The sequence below is a fragment of the Roseateles sp. genome (assembly GCF_965229315.1).
Taxonomy (GTDB): Bacteria; Pseudomonadota; Gammaproteobacteria; order Burkholderiales; family Burkholderiaceae_C; genus Pelomonas.
Genome location: NZ_CBDDJA010000001.1, coordinates 336698 through 355034, shown reverse-complemented (window position 1 = coordinate 355034; position 18337 = coordinate 336698). Strand labels below are relative to the sequence as shown.

Here is an 18337-nt window from a genome sequence, read left to right as displayed (position 1 = left end):
TCAGACCTCGGACGAACGGCGCTCGGGCTCGTGTTGGTGCAGGTAGCGGGTCAACAGGTCGCGTGGCGGCGGCACGTCGGCCTGGCGCAGCCAGGCGCCCACGGCGCCGCGGTGGTTGCTGCCGTGCGTGATGACATGGGCCAGCATCTCGCCGCGCGTCATGCGGCCCGCGTCGCCGTCGGTGAAGCGGAAGGTGATGACCTCGTCGAACTGCGCGTCGCTCAGCGAACGCACATGGTCCAGGTACCAGGCATCCAGTTGCGCGAACGCGGCGCGCAGCGCGTCCGGCGTGGGCGTGTCGTCGGTGTTGGTGCCGGTGAGGCCGTGCGGCTCGCCACGCAGGTGGCCGGCCCAGATGCGGTCCACCGTGTGGATGTGGTTCAGGATGCGCAGTGCCTGGTGGTGGGCGTCGGCGTGGGCCGCGCCGTCCACCTTGGCGAGCTGGTCGAAGAACTGCGGGTCTATCCAGGCCTTGTGCTCGAACAGCGAGCTCAGCAGTGAGGATGAAGACATGGTCAGGCCGCCAGGAATTCGCGGGTCACGCTGATCGCATGGTCGATGCCGGCCGCGTCGACGTCCAGGTGCGTCACGAAGCGCAGGCCGATCAGCCCGGTCGCCAGCACGCCGCGGGACTTCAGGTGCTCGATCAGCGCCGGGCCGCGGCCGTCGCTGACCTGCGCGAAGACGATGTTCGTCTGCGGTGGTGTGAGGCTGATGCCCGGCAGCGCGGCCAGGCCGTCGGCCAGCCGCCTGGCCAGCGCGTGGTCATCGGCCAGGCGCGCGACGTGGTGCGTCAGCGCATGGTCCGCCGCCGCCGCCAGCAGGCCGACCTGGCGCAGGCCGCCGCCCACCATCTTGCGCACGCGGTGGGCGCGCTGGATCAGCTCACGCGAGCCGACCAGCATCGAGCCGATGGGCGCGCCCAGGCCCTTGCTGAAGCAGATCGACACCGAGTCGAACGGCCGCGCCAGGTCCGACACGCTGCGGCCCGACGCCACCGCGGCGTTGAAGAGCCGTGCGCCGTCCAGGTGCGTGGCAAGGCCGCGCGCATGGGCCAGGTCGCAGGCCGCGTTGGTGTACTGCGTGGACAGCACGTTGCCGCCCCAGGTGTTCTCCAACGCCAGCAGCCGTGTGCGCGCGAAGTGCGGGTCGTCGGGCTTGATGGCGGCGGCGATGTCCTCCAGCCGTATCGTGCCGTCCGGCTGGTTGGGCAGCGGCTGGGGCTGGATGCTGCCCAGCACGGCCGCGCCCCCGCCTTCGTAGCGGTAGGTGTGGGCCATCTGGCCGACGATGTACTCGTCGCCGCGCCCGCAATGCGCCAGCAGCGCGCACAGGTTGCTCTGCGTGCCGCTGGGCATGAAGAGCGCAGCCTCCTTGCCCAGCAGCGCGGCCACGCGCTCCTGCAGCGCGTTGACGGTGGGGTCGTCGCCGAAGACGTCGTCGCCAACGACCGCACGGGCCACGGCCTCGCGCATGGCAGCGGTGGGTTTGGTGACCGTGTCGCTGCGCAGGTCGACGACTGTCGGAGCATTCGATGCTGTGTTCGCGAAAGTCGCGTAGTCAGTCATGGCAAGGCCTCTGATCGTGCAAGCAGGCGCGCGGGACGAGCGCCGGGCCGCCCCCAGCCGGCCCGCGGGCGATGTGCACGCAGCTTGAGGCTGCGTGCATCGCCGTCCCCTCGGGGGACCGACTGGGCTTGCCGGCGTCCAGCCGGCGCAAGACCGGGCGAGGGGCTGTCATTTCATCTCCAGGAAGTTGCGCAGCATCGCGTGGCCATGCTCGCTGAGGATGGATTCGGGGTGGAACTGCACGCCCTCCAGCGGCGTGGCCGTGCCGGCCAGTTCGCGGTGGCGCACGCCCATGATCTCGCCGTCCTCGCTGCGCGAGGTGATCTCGAGCACCGCAGGGCAGGTGGCTTCCTCGATGACCAGCGAGTGGTAGCGGATCACCGAAAAATCCTTGGGCAGGCCGCTGTAGACGCCGCGCTGGTCAGTCGTGATCGTGCTGGCCTTGCCGTGCATCTGGCGCTGGGCGCGGATGATGCGTCCGCCCAGCGCCTGGCCCATCGCCTGGTGGCCCAGGCACACGCCCAGCAACGGCTTCTTGCCGATGAAATGCCGGATGGCTTCCACGCACACGCCCGCCTCGTTGGGCGTGCAGGGGCCGGGCGAGAAGACGATGTGGTCGGGGTCCAGTGCGGCCATCTCGGCGACCGTGATCTCGTCGTTGCGCACCACCTTCACTTCGGCGCCCAGTTCGCCGAAGTACTGCACGAGGTTGAACGTGAAGCTGTCGTAGTTGTCGATCATGAGCAACATGTCAGAACCCCTCTTCCACGAGTTCGGCGGCGCGCAGCAAGGCGCGCGCTTTCGCTTCGGTCTCTTGCCACTCCAGCTCGGGCACTGAATCCGCCACGACACCCGCCGCGGCCTGCACGTACAGCGTGCCGTCCTTGATGATGCCGGTGCGGATCGCGATCGCCAGGTCCATGTCGCCGGCAAAGCTGAGATAGCCGCAGGCGCCGCCGTAGATGCCGCGCTGCACCGGCTCCAGCTCGTCGATCAGCTCCATCGCCCGCACCTTGGGCGCGCCGGTCAGCGTGCCGGCGGGGAAGGTGGCCTTGAGCACATCGAGCTGGCCCACCTCGGGCCGCAGCACGCCTTCGACGTTGGAGACGATGTGCATCACGTGCGAGTAGCGCTCCACGCTGAAGCTCTGCGTGACCTTCACGCTGCCGGTGCGCGCGATGCGGCCGATGTCATTGCGGGCCAGGTCGATCAGCATCAGGTGCTCGGCGCGCTCCTTGGGGTCGGCCTGCAGCTCGGCTTCGAGGGCCAGGTCGCGCTCGGGTGTCGACCCGCGCGGGCGGGTGCCGGCGAGCGGGCGGATCGTCACCTTGCGGGCGCCGTCCGCGGCATGCTCTTCACGCACCAGGATCTCGGGGCTGGCGCCGACGATCTGGAAGTCGCCCAGGTCGTAGAAGTACATGTAGGGGCTGGGGTTCAGCGCCCGCAGCGCCCGGTACAGCGCGATGGGCTCGGCCTTGTAGGGCTTGGAGATGCGCTGGCCCACCTGCACCTGCATCAGGTCGCCTGCGGCGATGTAGTCCTTGGCCTTCGCGACGGCGGCCAGGTAGTCGGCCTTGGCGAAGCCGCGCGTGACCGGGTGGGCCTCGCTGCGGCTCACGCGCGGCACGCTGACCGAGTAGCCCAGCTTGTCGCGCAGCGCGGTCAGGCGCTTGGTCGCACGGAAGAAGGCCTCGGGCTGGCGCGGGTCGGCCCAGACGATGAGGTACAGCCGCCCCGACAGGTTGTCGATGACGGCGATCTCTTCGGACAGCAGCAGCAGGATGTCGGGCGTGCCCAGGCCGCCGTCCTTGTGCGTGGCGGCCAGGCGCTTCTCGATGGCGCGCACGGCCTCGTAGCCGAAGTAGCCGGCCAGGCCGCCGCAGAAGCGCGGCAGACCGCTCGGGATCTTGGGCTTGATGCGCTCCTGGTAGGCCGCGATGAAGTCCAGCGGGTTGCCCTCGTGGCTCTCGACGACCTGGCCGTCGGTGACCACCTCGCTGAGGCTGCCCGTCGCGCGGATCAGCGTGCGCGCCGGCAGGCCGATGAAGGAGTAGCGCCCGAAGCGCTCGCCGCCGACGACGGATTCGAGCAGGAAGCTGTTGCGCCCCTGGCCGGCACCCGCGCACAGCTTGAGGTACAGGGAGAGCGGTGTTTCGAGGTCCGCGAACGCCTCGCTGATGAGCGGGATGCGGTTGTAGCCTTCGCTGGCGAGGCTCTGGAATTCGAGTTCGGTGATCACGACGTCAAACCTTGAAAGACAAGTCTCAGGGCTTGGCGTGCCGCCCGTTGGTGCACGGGCAACGCGAAGGTGTGCGCGTCAGGGCGCGCCAAGCAGCATCAATCGACGATGGCCCAGGGACGCCAGGGCCAGGCTCCCCGGTCGCTCGACCCTGTGACGTTGTGCTTGCGCGCCATGAACATGATCGGTCCAGTGTATCAGTGGGCTTCACGCGGCCACGCCATACTCCCGCCCGCGAAGCCGCCGTTGTCGCGGCACGAAACGGAGACAAAACATGCGCGCATTCCTTGTCACGGCGTGCCTGGCCCTGGGAAGCCTGGCTGCCACCACCACCTGGGCCGAGACGGTCGACGTGGCCAACGTGAAGTACGACACCGCCCTCGATCTGGCCGGCCAGAAGCTGCAGCTCAATGGTGCGGGCATCCGCTACAAGTTCGTCGTCAAGGTCTACACCGCCGGCCTGTACCTGACCACGAAGGTCAACACCACGGCCGAGGTGCTGGCCGCCCCCGGCCCCAAGCGCATCCACATCCAGATGCTGCGCGACATCGACGGCAACGAACTCGGCAAGCTGTTCACCAAGGGCATGGAAGCCAATGCGCCGCGCGAGGAGTTCGTCAAGTGCATCAACGGCGTGCTCAAGCTCAGCGAGGTGTTCGCCAGCCGCAAGCAGCTCAACAGCGGCGACAACTTCTCGGTGGACTACGTGCCGGGCGTCGGCTCCACGCTGCAGCTCAACGGCAAGCCGCTGATCAGCGATCCCATCAAGGAGCCCGAGTTCTATGGGGCCCTGCTGCGCATCTGGCTGGGCGAGAAGCCCGCGGACGACGGCCTGAAGGACGCGCTGCTGGGCATCAAGAAGGCGCGCCGCTGAACCGAGGCCCGTCGCCCGGCCCGCAGGCGATGGGCGGCGGTCCATCGAGTCGGAGCTGGTCCAGCTGGTCGAGGTGCTGCAGCGCCGGCACGGCGCGGATGTCCTCGCCGTGGTTGTAGCCGTAGGTCACGAGGATCAGCGGGCAGCCCGCCGCGTTGGCGGCCTCGGCATCGTTGCGCGAATCGCCCACCATCCACGTTGCGGCCGGCGGGGTGCCCAGCGCCTCGCAGGTCTTCACGAGCGGCAGCGGGTCGGGCTTCTTGCGCGCGAAGTCGTCGCCGCCGAAGACGTGCACGAAGTAGCCGCTCAGCCCCTTGCGCCGCAGCAGCTCGCGCGCCGGTTCGCCGGGCTTGTTGGTCAGCACGACCAGCGGCAGGCCGGCCGCGCGCAGCAGCGCCAGCCCTTCGACCACGCCGGGGTAGACCGCCGCGTGCTCGCCGTTCACGGCCGCGTAGTGGCGTTGGTACCGCGCCCAGGCGTCGTCGTACAGCGCCGCGCTGGCGCCCACATGGGCCAGCGTCTGGCGGATCAGGTGCTCGCTGCCGCGGCCGATGGTGCGCGCGACGAACTCCCGCGCCACCGGTGGCTGGCCCAACTCGGCCAGCACGAGGTTGAGCACCGCGACGAAGTCGCCCAGCGTGTCGACCAGCGTGCCGTCCAGGTCCAGCAGGCAGGCCAGGGGTTTTCGAGATGACAAGGTGCCTTTCTAGAATCGGGCCATGACTTCACCCGCCGCCCCCATTGTCTGCATTGGCGGCCTCAACATCGATCGCAAGCTCAAGCTGTTCGCGCGGTCGTTGCATGGATCGTCCAACCCCTGCGAGTCGCACGAGACGCCCGGCGGCGTCGTGCGCAACGTGGCCGAGAACCTGGCGCGCCTGGGCCTGCCCGTGTCGCTCGTGGCCGCCGTCGGTGACGACGCCGGCGGCCGCATGCTGCTGGAGCAGGCCGCCACCGTCGGCATCGACATGCGCGCCGTGATCCGGCTGCGCCGCCACGCCAGCGACAGCTACACCGCCGTGCTCGCGCCCGACGGCAGCCTGGAGCTGGGCCTGGCGGCGATGCCGCTGGTGGAAAGCCTGAACCCCTGGGCGCTGGCGGCCAGCCAGGCGCTGCGGGCCAGCGCCGCGCTGGTCGTGGCCGACGGCAACCTGCCGACCGACGCCTGGCCGCTGCTGCTGGGCGAGGCGCGCGCCAGCGGCATCCCGCTGGTGGGCGTGGCCGTGTCCGAGGCCAAGATGGAGCGGCTGCCGCACGACCTGCAAGGCCTGCACCTGCTGGTCATGAACGCCGGCGAGCTGGCCACCGTGGCCGCGGACCCGAACGAGGCCTTCGACGCGCTGCATGCGCGCGGCGTGGGCTGCGTGCTCGTGTCCAAGGGCGCGGCCGGGCTGCTGCTCAGCACGCCCGGGCGCGCGCCGCGCCACTGGCCCGCGCCGCAGGTGGAGGTGATGGACGTGACCGGTGCCGGCGATGCGCTGTCGGCCGGCGTGTGCGCCTCGCTGCTGAACGACCCCGACGACTTCGACGCCGCGGCCCGCCTGGGCCTGGATCTGGCTGCGCTGACGCTGCAGACCGAGGACAGCGTGCACGGCGACCTCAACCCCGATTTCCTGACGACCCGATGAACGACCTGATCCAGCTCTCTCCCGAAGTCGCTGCCGCGCGCGCCGAAGGGCGCCCGGTCGTGGCGCTCGAATCCACCATCATTGCCCATGGCATGCCGTGGCCGCAGAACCTCGAGACCGCGCGCGAGGTGGAGGACATCATCCGCGCCGAAGGCGCCGTGCCGGCCACCATCGCCGTCATCGGCGGGCGCATCCGCGTGGGGCTCACGAATGACGAGCTGACGCAGCTCGCCCAGGCGCCCGATGCGATGAAGCTCAGCCGCCGCGACCTGCCCTATGCCATCGCCACGGGCCGCCTGGGCGCCACGACGGTGGCCGCGACGATGATCTGCGCGCACCTGGCCGGCATCGAGGTCTTCGTGACCGGCGGCATCGGCGGCGTGCACCGTGGCGGCGCCGACAGCTTCGACATCTCGGCCGACCTGCAGGAGCTGGCGCGCACGCCGGTGGCGGTGGTCTGCGCCGGTGCCAAGTCCATCCTGGACCTGTCGCTGACGCTGGAGTACCTGGAGACGCACGGCGTGCCGGTGCTGTCCATCGGGCAGGACAACTTCGCCGCCTTTTTCACGCCGGACAGCGGCCTGAAGGCCGACTTCCGCATGGACGGCGCGGACGCGCAGGCGCGCTTCATCCGCGCCAAGTGGGCGCTGGGGCTGTCGGGTGGCGTCGTCGTGAGCAACCCGGTGCCGGCTGCCGATGCGATGCCGCTGGAAGAGATCGATGCGATCACGGCCGCCGCGCTGGCGCAGGCGGACGTGCAGGGCATCCAGGGCAAGGCGATCACGCCCTTCCTGCTGGCGCGCATCAAGGCGCTGACGGGCGGGCGCAGCCTGGCGACCAACATCGCGCTCGTGAAGCACAACGCCGTGGCCGGCGCGCGCCTGGCACGGGCGCTCCTGACCGGCGCTTGATCGACGAGGAAAACTCAGCGGTTAAGCTGATCCGTTTTTGTCGTCAATCCCCATTACTTTTGGCAGGCTCCGCTTCATGCGTCCGACTCTTCCGCTGCGCCTATCCGGCCTCCTGATCGTCTTGGTGGCCCTCGGCCTGGCTGGTTGCGGGCGCAAGTCCGATGCCGACGCGAACGCTGCGCCGTCGGGTGCCGCGTCTGCGCCGGGCAAGGCCGCCAGCGCACCGCCGCCGCAGATGGTGGGCGTGGTGAAGGTGGTGCAGGCCGACGTGCCGGTCAGCCTGGAGGCCAGCGGCACCGTCACCGCGCTGCAGAGCGTGGACCTGCGTGCGCAGACCACCAGCACGGTGGCCCAGGTGCTCGTGAAGGACGGGCAGGACGTGAAGCAGGGCCAGCTGCTGTTCCGCTTCGACGACCGCGCCGACCGCGCGTCGCTGGAGAAGGCTCGCGCCCAGCTCGCGCGCGACCGCGCCGCACAAGCCGACCTGGAGCGGCAGTTCAAGCGTGCGCAGGAACTGGTGGCGCAGAACTTCGTGTCGCGCAGCGCGCTGGACACCGCCCAGGCCAACCTCGAAGCCGGCCAGGCGCTCGTCAGGAGCGACGAGGCCGCCGTGCAGGCCGCGCAGGTGACGACGAGCTACAACGAGCTGCGCGCGCCCATCAGCGGCCGCGTGGGCATCGTCAGCGTCTTCCCCGGCAGCTTGGTGCAGGCCAACGCGACCGCGCTGCCGCTGGTCAACATCGCCCAGCTCGACCCGATCAGCATCGCCTTCACCGTGCCCGAGAGCCAGCTCGGGCATCTGCTGGCCGCCACCCGCGGCGGCGCGCTGGAAGCCGAGGCGCTGCCGGTCTCCGGCGCCGCTCGCGGTGCTGCGCCGGTCAAGGGCCGCGTGACGGTGGTGGACAACCTCGTCGATTCGACGACCGGCACCATCAAGGTCAAGGCCGAGTTCGACAACAAGGCGCACACCATGTGGCCCGGCCAGTACGTGCGGGTGCGCGTGACGCTGCGCACGCTGAAGGACGCCACCGTCGTGCCGCAGGCCGCCATCATCATGCGCGGCACCACGGAGCGCTCGGTCTACGTCGTCGCGCCGGACAACACCGCCAAGCTGGTGACCGTGCAGGTGCGCCAGACCCTGGGCGAGCAGGCCGTCGTGGACGGGCTGGAAGCGGGCCAGCAGGTCGTCGTGGACGGCAAGCAGAACCTGCGGCCGGGCACGCCGCTGCGCCTGCAGGCCGCCGTCGTGCGCGCCGCGGGTGCGCCGGCTTCCTCAGCCGCGGCCGCCTCTGCCGCTGCGTCCGGTAACGCCCCATGAAGCTGACGGAGCTGTTCATCCGGCGGCCGGTCATGACCGTGCTGCTGAACCTGGCGCTGGTCATCGCCGGCCTGGCGGCGTGGAGCCGCATTCCCGTGGCGGCGCTGCCCTCGTACAACACGCCCATCATCAACGTGCAGGCCTCGCTGCCCGGCGCCTCGCCGGACACGATGGCCTCGTCCGTCGCGCTGCCGCTGGAGAAGCAGTTCTCCACCATCGCCGGGCTGGTGACGATCTCGTCCACCAACACGCTGGGCAACACGTCGCTGACGCTGGAGTTCGACCCCAGCCGCAACATCGACGCGGCGGCCGTGGACGTGCAGGCCGCGCTGTTCCGCAGCTTGCGCGCGCTGCCGACGGAGATGACGTCGCCGCCCAGCTACCGCAAGGTCAACCCGGCCGACGCGCCGGTGCTGCTGGTGGCGCTGACGTCGCCCTCCATCAACCTGACCGAGCTGAACGACTACGCCGAGAACCTGCTGTCGCCGGGCCTGTCCACGCTCGACGGCGTGGCCCAGGTGTCCATCTTCGGGCAGAAGCGCTTCGCGGTGCGCATCAAGGTCAAGAACGAGCTGCTGAACCAGCGCAACATCACGCTGGAAGAGCTGCAGACGGCCGTGCGCGCGGCCAATGCCAACACGCCGGTGGGCGTGCTCGACGGCGCGCGCCAGACGCTGACCATCCAGGCCAACAAGCAGCTCAAGACCGCGGCCGAGTTCGGCCGTGTCGTCGTCGCCTCGCGCAACGGCGCGCCGGTGTTCCTGAGCGACGTGGCCGAGGTGCAGGACAGCGTCGAGACGAGCAAGACCTACTCGACCTTCCAGGGCGAGCCGTCCATCGTGCTGGCCATACAGCGCCAGCCGGATGCCAACACCGTCAGGGTGGTCGACTCCGTCAAGGCCATGCTGCCGCGCTATGCGTCGCAGATGCCCGCGTCCATAGAGATGCGCATGCTCAACGACCGCTCGCTGTCCATCCGCGAGTCGCTGCACGACGTCTACTTCACGCTGGCGCTGACGGCGGTGCTGGTCGTGATGGTCATCTTCCTGTTCCTGCGCCGCGCGGTGGCGACGCTGATCCCGACGCTGTCGCTGCCCATCTCGCTGATCGGTGCGCTGACGCTCTTGTTCGCGCTCGGCTACAGCCTGGACAACATCTCGCTGCTGGGCATCACGCTGGCCGTGGGCCTGGTGGTGGACGACGCCATCGTCATGCTGGAGAACATCCACCGCCACATCGAGGACGGCATGGCGCCGTTCGACGCGGCCATACGCGGCGCGCGCGAGATGGCGTTCACCATCGTGTCGATCTCGGTGTCGCTGGTCGCGGTGCTGATCCCGATCTTCTTCATGCCGGGCGTCATCGGCCTGCTGTTCCACGAGTTCGCGGTCGTCGTGTCGCTGTCCATCCTCGTGTCGGCTGGCGTGTCGCTGACGCTGGTGCCCATGCTGTGCAGCCGCCTGCTCAAGCACCACGACACGCACGAGGAAGGCTGGCTGGGCCGCACCTTCGAGCGTGGTTTCAACGCGGTGCTGGGCACGTACATGCGCACGCTGGACATCGCGCTGCGCCACCGCGTGTGGGTGCTGGGCGTGGCCGTCATCAGCTTCGCGCTCACCGTGTGGTTCTACGTGACCATCCCCAAGGGCTTCTTCCCCGAAGAGGACATCGGCCAGATCCAGGCCAGCACCGAGGCGTCGGAGGACATCTCCTTCGCCGCGATGACGCTGCTGCAGAACCGCGTGGCCGAGATCGTGCGCAACGACCCGTCGGTCGCGGCCGTCAGCTCGGCGGTGGGCGGCGGCGGTGGCGGCGGCGCGACCAACACCGGCCGCATGTTCATCAACCTGAAGGCGCGCGGCGAACGGCCCGAGATGGCCAAGGTGCTGGAGAACCTGCGCAAGCAGTTCCGCCAGGTGCCCGGCATCGCCGTCTACCTGCGCCCGGTGCAGAACCTGCAGCTCGGCGGCCGCCAGAGCAAGAGCCGCTACCAGTACACGCTGCAGTCGGTGTCGGCCGGCGAGCTGAACTCCTGGGCCGTCAAGCTGCAGGACAAGCTGCGCACCGACCAGCGCTTCCGCGACGTGACCAGCGACTCGCAGCTGCGCGGCCTGCAGGCTAGCCTCATCATCGACCGCGAGCGCGCCTCCATCCTGGGCGTGCAGATGCAGGACCTGCGCAGCGCGCTGTACAACGCCTTCGGCGAGCGGCAGGTGTCCAGCATCTATGCCGAGAGCAACACCTACCAGGTCATCATGGAGGCCAGCGATGGCGACCGTGCCAGCGAGGATGCGTTCGACCGCATCTACCTGCGCGGCCGCAACGGCACGCAGGTGCCGCTGACGGCTTTCGCCACGGTGCAGCGCACGCTGGGCCCCACGGCGGTCAACCACCAGGGGCAGCTGCAGGCCATCACCATCAGCTTCAACCTCGCCCCCAACGTGCCGCTGGGCGACGCGACGGGCGCGCTGGAAGGCTATGCCCGCGAGATCAAGCTGCCGTCCACCATCATCACCAGCTACGGCGGCGACGCGGCGGTGTTCCAGGATTCGCAGGGCGGCCAGCTGCTGCTGATCGGCCTGGCGCTGGCGGTCATCTACGTGCTGCTGGGCGTGCTGTACGAGAGCTACATCCACCCCATCACCATCCTGGCCGGCCTGCCGTCGGCAGCGGTGGGGGCGCTCATCACGCTGCAGCTGTTCGGCATGGAGCTGACCATCATCGCCACCATCGGCATCGTCATGCTGATCGGCATCGTCAAGAAGAACGCGATCATGATGATCGACTTCGCGCTGGACGCGCAGCGCAGCCAGGGTCTGACGCCGGCCGAGGCCATCCGCTCGGCCTGCGAGCTGCGCTTCCGGCCCATCCTGATGACCACGCTGGCCGCGCTGATGGGCGCGCTGCCCATCGCGCTGGGCCTGGGCGCCGGCGCCGAACTGCGCCAGCCACTGGGCCTGGCCGTGGTGGGTGGCCTGATCCTGTCGCAGGCCGTGACGCTCTACATCACGCCGGTCATCTACCTGGCGCTGGACCGCTTCAGCGGCCAGGGGCCGGATGTGCGCGAAGTGGCGGAGTTCTCCAGCAAGGCCTAGTTAGGGCCTGTCGGCTTCCCGCGGCAACAGGCCCCGGATCAGGCGAACTTGAGCCGCCCTTCGCGGGCCGCCATCTGTAGGCTGGCCGCGGCGCGCTCGATCATGCCGATGACGGCGTCGAAGCCGGCGGCCGGGCCGAAGTAGGGGTCGGGGATGTCTTGGCCCGCCAGCTCGGGCACGAAGTCGGTCAGCATCAGGATGCGCGCGTGATGTTCGGGCGCCGCCTTCCTGCGCAGCGCCTCCACGTGCTCGGACTCCATGGCCAGCACGAGGTCCCACTTCCCCAGTTGTTCGAGGTCCACGCGGCGCGAGCGCCACTTGCGGTCCAGGCTGTACTTGTGTCGTGCCAGCGCCGCCGCGGCGCGCGCGTCCACCGGTCCGCCGCGCGGGTCGGCGTGCACGCCGGCGGAGGCGATGGTCTTGAACACGTCGCCGAGCCTGGCCTTGAAGATGGCCTCGGCCATCGGCGAGCGGCAGATGTTGGCGGTGCAGACAAGGAGCAGGGCGGCCATGTCAGGCCGCCAGTTGCTGGCGCATGGCGTCGATGACCTGGCGATAGTCGGGCTGGCCGAAGATGGCCGAGCCGGCCACGAAGGTGTCCGCACCCGCGTCGGCGATCTGGCGGATGTTGTCGACCTTCACGCCGCCGTCGATCTCCAGGCGTATGGCGCGGCCCGTCTCGCGCTGGTGGCTGTCGATGATCTCGCGCGCCTGGCGCAGCTTCCTCAGCGCGCTGGGGATGAAGCTCTGGCCGCCGAAGCCGGGGTTCACGCTCATCACGAGCACCAGGTCCACCTTGTCGATGACCCATTCCAGCACGTCCAGCGACGTGGCCGGGTTGAAGACCAGCCCGGCCTGCTTGCCCTCGGCCTTGATGAGCTGCAGCGTGCGGTCCACGTGCGCGCTGGCCTCGGGGTGGAAGCTCACCAGGTCGGCGCCCGCGCGGCAGAAGGCCTGCGCCAGCGCATCCACCGGCTGCACCATCAGGTGCACGTCGATGACGGCCGGCGTGCCGTCGGGCTTCACGGCGTGCTTGCGCAGCGCCTCGCAGACCATGGGCCCGAAGGTCAGGTTGGGCACGTAATGGTTGTCCATCACGTCGAAGTGGATCCAGTCGGCGCCAGCGGCCAGCACGGTCTTCACCTCGTCGCCCAGGCGGGCGAAATCGGCGGACAGGAGGCTGGGGGCGATGCGGTAGTGAGGGGCGGCCATGGCCCGGGATTCTAGGAGCCGGGGGTCAGCCACCGGGCCGCTTGAAGCTGTCGCGCGCCTGCTGCGCCACAGCCCAGTGGTGGCAGCCGGGCTGGTGGTCGTTGATGAGGCCCATGGCCTGGATCAGCGCATGCATCGTGGTCGGGCCGACGAACTTCCAGCCGCGCTGCTTCAGGTCCTTGGACAACGCCTCGGAGGCCGGCGACGTGGCCAGGTTGTGCGCCACCGAGTTCTTTGGCGGCTCGAAGCGCCACAGGTAAGCGGCCAGCGACCCCGTCTCGGCCACCAGTTCCACGCAGCGGCCCGCATTGTGGATGGCCGCCTCGATCTTGCCGCGGTGGCGCACGATGCCGGCATCCGCCAGCAGTCGCTGCACGTCGGCCTCGCCGAAGCGCGCGACCTGGTGGTAGTCAAAGCCCGCGAAGGCCTGGCGGAAAGCCTCGCGCTTGTTCAGGATGGTGCGCCACGACAGCCCGCTCTGGAAGCCTTCCAGGCACAGCTTCTCGAAGAGGCGAAAGTCGTCGGCCACTGGCCGGCCCCATTCCTCGTCGTGGTAGCGCAGGTAGGCGTCGTCACCGGCCGCGGCCGCGCACCAGGCGCAGCGGGGGCGGCCGTCGGGCGGCAGGAAGAGAGGTCGTGGGCCTGTCGACATGGTGGCGATGCGTGCGAGGGTGGCGAGTGTCGGTGCGTCCGCGCCCGGTCGTGTCAGCAGGCGCGGGGTGCGGGCGGGTTCAGCGGTATTTGTCGGCCAGCTGGCGCAGCGTGCCGTCGCGCTCCAGCTTGCGCAGCGCCTGCGTGAGGCGTTCTTCCTGGGCGACCGGCAGGTCGGCGCGTATCGCCAGGTATTGCGCCTCCTCCTGGAAGACGGTGCGACCCAGCTTCACCTTGTCGCCCATCTTGCTGTCCGTGATGTGGCGCTGCAGGTTGATGTCCTGCCCGTAGATCACGTCGGCGCGTCCCAGCGCCAGCATCTGCAGCGCCTCGCGTTCGGAGCTGACCTCGGCGATGTGCACCTGCGCTCCCTGCAGTTGCCGCGCCAGCGCCGTGCCGCGCGTGACGAGCACGGGGCGTTGCCGGCTCAGCGCGGTCAGCTCGCCCAGGCTGTCGAACTGGCGCGGGTCGTCGACGCGCTGCACGATGACATGGCGGATCAGGTACAGCGGCACCGGCACATAACGCCACTGTTTTTCGCGTTCAGGCGACTTCAGCAGGCAGAAGACGGCGTCCGCCAGGCCGTCGGCCAGCAGCCGCTCGACGCGCTTGAGCGGCACGTGCTGTGCCAGCCCCGTGAAGTGCACGCCCGGGTCGGCGCGTTCGACGGCATGCAGGATCTCCATGCACAGGCCCGGCCGCTGCGTGCCGCCGTCAGGGTCGTACTTCACCGTCGATCCGCTCTGCTGGACCGTCCGCAGTTGCACCTCCTGGGCCGGCGCCGCCGGGCTCAGCAGCGCGCTCAGCAGGCAGAGCCAGCGCAGCACTTGAAATCCCGCAACCTGACGATCATCCGGCCAGCATAGCCGCCGCCGGCCGCCGGGCAAGTGCCGGCCGTCATGCAGGCGCTTGGCCCGACAATGGCGGCATGGCCAACCCACGTTTCACCTGCAGCGCCGTGGTGCAGACCCTGCCCGAGCAGACCCACCTCGAGCAGGGCTTGTATGCCTACAGCTACACCATCACCATCGAGAACACCGGCGACGTGCTGGCCCAGCTCATCGGCCGGCACTGGGAGATCACCGACGCGCGCGGCCAGACGCAGGTCGTGGACGGCCTGGCCGTCGTGGGCCACCAGCCCGTGCTGGCGCCCGGCCAGAGCTTCCAGTACAGCTCCTGGGCCCAGATCGGCACGCCGCAGGGCACGATGCGCGGGCGCTTCCTGTGCGCGACCGACGCGTGCGAGGTCTTCTACAGCGAGGTCGCCGAGTTCCTGCTCGCGGACAGCGCCAGTCTGCATTGAAGCCCCTCGTCCAAGCCACGGCGGACGCCTGAATTGATGAATCGACGCTGGGACCTCACCGCGCTGCTGAACGCGGCCGATCCGCAGGCGGTGCTGGCGGAGCGCAACCTCTGGCTGGTGCGCCTGCTCGAATGGCTGCGCCACGCGCCGCGCGACGAGGCGTCGAGCCGGCCGCTGCCGGTCGTGCGCCTCAAGCACCTGCTCAACGTGCTGGAGCGCCACCCGGATCATGCGCGCGCCTTCGCGGACGTCATCGCCGGCGTGTGGAACGACGTCGATGCGGTCGCGCTGTTCGCCGAGGTGGGCTTTGCGCCGCGCATGGCGCTGTGGCATGAGTTCCTCGGGCGCCTGCGCCGCCGCCTGCTGCCGGCCACGGCCGACACCCGCGACTTGGCCGCGCTGTTCGAGCTGCTGTTCGGCGACGAGAACGACGAGGACTGGATCGCCGCCATCGACGACGAGCTGCTGGGCCGCCTGCGGCTGCTGTTCGCCGCGGCACCCGACGAGGGCTGGCGCGTGGAGATGCAGGCCGCGATCACCGTCCTCGTCAGCAGCGTGCATGCCGCGGGGCTGGCCGGGCCGCTGCGCGTGCGCATGGACGAGTCGCTGCTGCAGGGCAAGCCCTTCCACCAGTTGCCCACGGTCTGGGAGGCCGTCGAGCGTGCACTGGCCGCCCGCGACGGCGCGGCGCTGGTGCCGGCCACGCAGTACCTGCATGCGCTGCTGGAGCGCTGCCGCGCCGCCGCGCAGACCGTGCCCGACCACCTGGAGGCGCATGGCGTGTCGGTGGACCTGATGTTCTCGGTGGAGCAGCTCACCGCGCGGCTCAAGCGCATCGAGACGCTGATGGGCTGCCTGCTGTCGCCCGAGCCGCAGCGCGAGCTGCTGCGCCTGGTGGCCGGCCTGGTGCGCGTCGTGCACGAGCGGCGCAGCCTGCGCACGCTGTTCGCGCGCCACTACTCGCTGCTGGCGCGCAAGGTGGCCGAGCGCAGCGCGGAGACCGGCGAGCACTACATCACCCGCAGTCGCGAGGAATACCGCGACATGTTGCGCCGCGCAGCCGGTGGCGGCGCCGTCATCGCGGGCACCACGTTCCTCAAGTTCATGATCGCGCTGGTGGGCTTCACCGCGTTCTGGGGCGGCTTCTGGGCCGGCGTGAACTACGCGGCCAGCTTCGTGCTCATCCACCTGCTGCACTGGACGGTGGCCACCAAGCAGCCCGCCATGACGGCGCCGGCCATGGCCGAGAAGCTGCGCCACATCGAGCGCGACGACGGCCTGCGCGATTTCGTCGACGAGGTGGCGAACCTCGTGCGGTCCCAGGCCGCCGGCATCATCGGCAACCTCGCGCTCGCCGCGCCGCTGGTGCTGGCGGTGCAGCTGCTGTGCTGGGCCGCATTCGGCGCGCCGCTGGTGGGCGCGCAAGACGCGCACCACGTGCTGCACTCGCTGAGCCTGTTCGGCCCGTCGCTGCTGTTCGCGGCCTTCACGGGCACGCTGCTGTTCGCGTCCAGCCTGATCGCCGGCTGGGTGGAGAACTGGTTCGTGTTCCACCGCCTGGACAGCGCCATCGCCTGGAACCCGCGCATCGTCGCGACGCTGGGCCAGTCGCGCGCGCAGCGCTGGTCGCGCTGGTGGCGCGACAACATCTCCGGCCTCGCCGCCAACACCAGCCTGGGCCTGATGCTCGGCCTGGTGCCGCCGCTGCTGGGCTTCGTGGGCCTGCCGCTGGAGGTGCGCCACGTGACGCTGTCCACCGGCCAGCTCGCCGCGGCCGTGGGCGCGCTGGGCTTCGGCGTCATGGCGACCTGGGCGTTCTGGTCCTGCGTGCTCTGCATCGCCGGCATCGGCATGCTCAACGTCGGCGTCAGCTTCCTGTGCGCCTTCAAGGTGGCGCTGCGCTCGCGCGGCATCAAGCTGGCCGACCGCAAGCGCGTGTACGCCGCCGTGCGCGAGCGGCTGCGCCGCGAGCCGATGAGCTTCCTCGTGCCGCCGCGCGAGTGGACGCCCTGACGGCGGGCTAATCGTCCCGGCGCTCGCCCTTGTTGCGGCCCGAGAACATGGTCCACCAGATGATGAAGACGAAGATCAGCAGCGCGCCGAGGGCTTCGAGGATGAGCAGCAGCATGGGGTGGTGGGCGCGTGGGGGACTGGCGGCGATTCTAGGAAGCCTGGCCGCCTGCTCCACGCCACCGGCTCGGCCGCCGCTGCCGCCCCCGGTCGGCGCCGCACCGGTGGTGCCCGCCGCACCCCGGCCGGCCGCGCGCTGGGTCGCCGCGGACTGGAAGGACCTGCCTGGCTGGGGCAGCGACGACCTGCTGGCCGCCTGGCCGGCGCTGCTGGGCAACTGCCAGCGGCCCGCGCCGGGCTGGGCCGAGTTCTGCGCCCGCGCGGCGCTGCAGTCGCCCGCCGATGCGCTGGACGCCACGCTGTTCCTCATGAAGCACCTGCGCCCCTGGCAACTGAATGACGCGGTTGGCGGCACGACCGGGCTGCTGACCGGCTATTTCGAGCCCCAGCTCGTCGCCAGCCGCACGCGCCAGGGCGCGTTCCAGTGGCCGCTGCATGCGCTGCCGGCCGACCCGCAGATGCGGCGTACGCCGCGACGCGACATCGAGGCCCACCCGGGCTTCGCCGCGCTGGAACTGGCCTACGTGGACGACCCGTTCGCGCTGCTGCAACTGCAGATCCAGGGTTCGGGCCGCCTCGTCACGCGCGACGCGAACGGCGCCGAGCGCCTCAGCCGCGTGGCCTTCGCCGGCCACAACGACCAGCCCTTCGAGTCCGTCGCCAAGGCCTTGCTGGACCGCGGCGAGGTGCGCGACGCGAGCCTGGCCGGCCTGCGCGACTGGGCGCGCCGCAACCCGGGCCGCGTGCGCGACGCGCTGGCCGTCAACCCGCGCGTCGTCTACTTCCGCGAGGAGGCGCTGCCCGATGCGGCCACCGGCCCGAGGGGCGCGCAAGGCGTGCCGCTGACGCCCGGCCGCTCCGTCGCCGTCGACCGCACGCATGTCGCGCTGGGCACGCTGCTGTGGCTGGACAGCACGCAGCCGTGGTCCACGACGCCCATGCGCCGACTGGTGCTGGCGCAGGACACCGGCAGCGCCATCCAGGGCGCCGTGCGGGCCGATTTCTTCTGGGGCTGGGGCGACGAGGCCGCCCAGCTGGCCGGCCGCACGAAGCAGCCGCTGCGGCTGTGGGCGCTGCTGCCGCAGGGCCTCACGCCCTGATCAGTCGGTGACCTTCACGCCCTTCCAGAACGCGTAGCGGCCCTTGATCTCGGCGGCCGCGGGCAGCGGGTCTGGGTAGTACCAGACGGCGTCCGTGTTCATCTCGCCGTTCACCAGCAGGCTCAGGTACTTCGCCTCGCCCTTCCAGGCGCAGCGGCTGACGTGGTTGCTGAACGTCGTGTACTGGGTGTTCAGCGATTCGGCCGGGAAGTAGTGGTTGCCTTCGATGACCACCGTGTCGTCGCTTTCGGCCAGGGTGATGCCGTTCCAGACTGCTTTCATCGCGCGTCTCCGTGAGAATGGGTTGG

General features: G+C 70.1%; 18 protein-coding genes. 8 read left to right on the top strand and 10 right to left on the bottom strand.

Going from position 1 to position 18337, the window contains the following annotated elements; genetic code table 11:
• From ACO07H_RS01665 to trpE, 4 genes are all read right to left on the bottom strand, one after another.
• Positions 1 to 513, bottom strand: coding sequence for a DinB family protein (locus ACO07H_RS01665; protein ID WP_422010452.1), 513 nt, complete (start codon positions 511 to 513; stop codon positions 1 to 3).
• A gap of 2 nt (positions 514 to 515) precedes the next feature.
• Positions 516 to 1568, bottom strand: coding sequence for a low-specificity L-threonine aldolase (ltaE, locus tag ACO07H_RS01660; RefSeq protein ID WP_422010450.1), 1053 nt, complete (start codon positions 1566 to 1568; stop codon positions 516 to 518).
• Positions 1569 to 1736: 168 nt separating this feature from the next.
• A complete protein-coding gene (locus ACO07H_RS01655) occupies positions 1737 to 2318 on the bottom strand; it encodes an anthranilate synthase component II (RefSeq protein ID WP_422010448.1) in 582 nt (193 codons plus the stop codon).
• A gap of 1 nt (position 2319) precedes the next feature.
• Positions 2320 to 3807, bottom strand: a complete 1488-nt coding sequence (gene trpE, locus ACO07H_RS01650; protein WP_422010446.1) for an anthranilate synthase component I — start codon at positions 3805 to 3807, stop codon at positions 2320 to 2322.
• A 274-nt stretch (positions 3808 to 4081) separates the two neighbouring features.
• Between trpE and ACO07H_RS01645 the strand changes: the two genes are divergently transcribed.
• Positions 4082 to 4681, top strand: coding sequence for a chalcone isomerase family protein (locus ACO07H_RS01645; protein ID WP_422010444.1), 600 nt, complete (start codon positions 4082 to 4084; stop codon positions 4679 to 4681).
• Here ACO07H_RS01645 and gph read toward each other — a convergent pair.
• Positions 4662 to 5378 (bottom strand): phosphoglycolate phosphatase, encoded by a 717-nt coding sequence (gene gph / locus ACO07H_RS01640; RefSeq protein ID WP_422010442.1) that lies wholly within the window; start codon positions 5376 to 5378, stop codon positions 4662 to 4664. The genes ACO07H_RS01645 and gph overlap by 20 nt on opposite strands.
• A 22-nt stretch (positions 5379 to 5400) precedes the next feature.
• Here gph and ACO07H_RS01635 point away from each other — a divergent pair, with 22 nt between their 5' ends.
• The 4 genes from ACO07H_RS01635 (at position 5401) to ACO07H_RS01620 (ending at position 11633) form a co-directional block, all read left to right on the top strand.
• A complete protein-coding gene (locus ACO07H_RS01635; RefSeq protein WP_422010440.1) occupies positions 5401 to 6309 on the top strand; it encodes a carbohydrate kinase family protein in 909 nt (302 codons plus the stop codon).
• Positions 6306 to 7220 (top strand): pseudouridine-5'-phosphate glycosidase, encoded by a 915-nt coding sequence (locus tag ACO07H_RS01630; protein WP_422010438.1) that lies wholly within the window; start codon positions 6306 to 6308, stop codon positions 7218 to 7220. Before ACO07H_RS01635 ends, ACO07H_RS01630 begins: the two co-directional genes overlap by 4 nt.
• A 76-nt stretch (positions 7221 to 7296) precedes the next feature.
• Complete coding sequence (locus tag ACO07H_RS01625; RefSeq protein ID WP_422010436.1) at positions 7297 to 8538, top strand: efflux RND transporter periplasmic adaptor subunit; 1242 nt, start codon at positions 7297 to 7299, stop codon at positions 8536 to 8538.
• A complete protein-coding gene (locus tag ACO07H_RS01620) occupies positions 8535 to 11633 on the top strand; it encodes an efflux RND transporter permease subunit (RefSeq protein WP_422010434.1) in 3099 nt (1032 codons plus the stop codon). The genes ACO07H_RS01625 and ACO07H_RS01620 overlap by 4 nt, the downstream gene beginning before the upstream one ends.
• Before the next feature lie 38 nt (positions 11634 to 11671).
• Here the strand turns inward: ACO07H_RS01620 and ACO07H_RS01615 are convergent, their stop codons facing one another.
• The 4 genes from ACO07H_RS01615 to ACO07H_RS01600 all read right to left on the bottom strand — a co-directional run bounded on the left by ACO07H_RS01615 (position 11672) and on the right by ACO07H_RS01600 (position 14323).
• Positions 11672 to 12145 (bottom strand): low molecular weight protein-tyrosine-phosphatase, encoded by a 474-nt coding sequence (locus tag ACO07H_RS01615; protein ID WP_422010432.1) that lies wholly within the window; start codon positions 12143 to 12145, stop codon positions 11672 to 11674.
• Position 12146: 1 nt separating this feature from the next.
• A complete protein-coding gene (rpe, locus tag ACO07H_RS01610; protein ID WP_422010430.1) occupies positions 12147 to 12845 on the bottom strand; it encodes a ribulose-phosphate 3-epimerase in 699 nt (232 codons plus the stop codon).
• 25 nt (positions 12846 to 12870) lie between these two features.
• Complete coding sequence (locus ACO07H_RS01605) at positions 12871 to 13497, bottom strand: DNA-3-methyladenine glycosylase I (RefSeq protein WP_422010428.1); 627 nt, start codon at positions 13495 to 13497, stop codon at positions 12871 to 12873.
• 79 nt (positions 13498 to 13576) lie between these two features.
• A complete protein-coding gene (locus tag ACO07H_RS01600; protein WP_422010426.1) occupies positions 13577 to 14323 on the bottom strand; it encodes a substrate-binding periplasmic protein in 747 nt (248 codons plus the stop codon).
• A gap of 101 nt (positions 14324 to 14424) precedes the next feature.
• Here ACO07H_RS01600 and apaG point away from each other — a divergent pair, with 101 nt between their 5' ends.
• From apaG to ACO07H_RS01585, 3 genes are all read left to right on the top strand, one after another.
• Positions 14425 to 14799, top strand: coding sequence for a Co2+/Mg2+ efflux protein ApaG (gene apaG, locus ACO07H_RS01595; protein ID WP_422010424.1), 375 nt, complete (start codon positions 14425 to 14427; stop codon positions 14797 to 14799).
• Between the two features lie 36 nt (positions 14800 to 14835).
• On the top strand, positions 14836 to 16812 hold the full coding sequence (locus ACO07H_RS01590; protein WP_422010422.1) for a site-specific recombinase: 1977 nt from the start codon (positions 14836 to 14838) through the stop codon (positions 16810 to 16812).
• 113 nt (positions 16813 to 16925) lie between these two features.
• Positions 16926 to 18029 (top strand): murein transglycosylase A, encoded by a 1104-nt coding sequence (locus ACO07H_RS01585; protein WP_422010420.1) that lies wholly within the window; start codon positions 16926 to 16928, stop codon positions 18027 to 18029.
• Here ACO07H_RS01585 and ACO07H_RS01580 read toward each other — a convergent pair whose 3' ends face one another.
• Positions 18030 to 18311 carry a DUF427 domain-containing protein gene (locus ACO07H_RS01580; RefSeq protein WP_422010418.1) on the bottom strand — a complete coding sequence of 94 codons (282 nt, stop codon included), beginning with the start codon at positions 18309 to 18311 and terminating at the stop codon, positions 18030 to 18032.
• Positions 18312 to 18337 lie beyond the last annotated feature (26 nt).

Coding starts and splice junctions, on each gene's coding strand:
- ACO07H_RS01665 (WP_422010452.1), bottom strand. CDS start 513: ATGTCTTCATCCTCACTGCTGAGCTCGCTGTTCGAGCACAAGGCCTGG.
- ltaE (WP_422010450.1), bottom strand. CDS start 1,568: ATGACTGACTACGCGACTTTCGCGAACACAGCATCGAATGCTCCGACA.
- ACO07H_RS01655 (WP_422010448.1), bottom strand. CDS start 2,318: ATGTTGCTCATGATCGACAACTACGACAGCTTCACGTTCAACCTCGTG.
- ACO07H_RS01645 (WP_422010444.1), top strand. CDS start 4,082: ATGCGCGCATTCCTTGTCACGGCGTGCCTGGCCCTGGGAAGCCTGGCT.
- ACO07H_RS01635 (WP_422010440.1), top strand. CDS start 5,401: ATGACTTCACCCGCCGCCCCCATTGTCTGCATTGGCGGCCTCAACATC.
- ACO07H_RS01630 (WP_422010438.1), top strand. CDS start 6,306: ATGAACGACCTGATCCAGCTCTCTCCCGAAGTCGCTGCCGCGCGCGCC.
- ACO07H_RS01625 (WP_422010436.1), top strand. CDS start 7,297: ATGCGTCCGACTCTTCCGCTGCGCCTATCCGGCCTCCTGATCGTCTTG.
- ACO07H_RS01620 (WP_422010434.1), top strand. CDS start 8,535: ATGAAGCTGACGGAGCTGTTCATCCGGCGGCCGGTCATGACCGTGCTG.
- ACO07H_RS01615 (WP_422010432.1), bottom strand. CDS start 12,145: ATGGCCGCCCTGCTCCTTGTCTGCACCGCCAACATCTGCCGCTCGCCG.
- rpe (WP_422010430.1), bottom strand. CDS start 12,845: ATGGCCGCCCCTCACTACCGCATCGCCCCCAGCCTCCTGTCCGCCGAT.
- ACO07H_RS01605 (WP_422010428.1), bottom strand. CDS start 13,497: ATGTCGACAGGCCCACGACCTCTCTTCCTGCCGCCCGACGGCCGCCCC.
- apaG (WP_422010424.1), top strand. CDS start 14,425: ATGGCCAACCCACGTTTCACCTGCAGCGCCGTGGTGCAGACCCTGCCC.
- ACO07H_RS01590 (WP_422010422.1), top strand. CDS start 14,836: ATGAATCGACGCTGGGACCTCACCGCGCTGCTGAACGCGGCCGATCCG.
- ACO07H_RS01585 (WP_422010420.1), top strand. CDS start 16,926: ATGGGGTGGTGGGCGCGTGGGGGACTGGCGGCGATTCTAGGAAGCCTG.
- ACO07H_RS01580 (WP_422010418.1), bottom strand. CDS start 18,311: ATGAAAGCAGTCTGGAACGGCATCACCCTGGCCGAAAGCGACGACACG.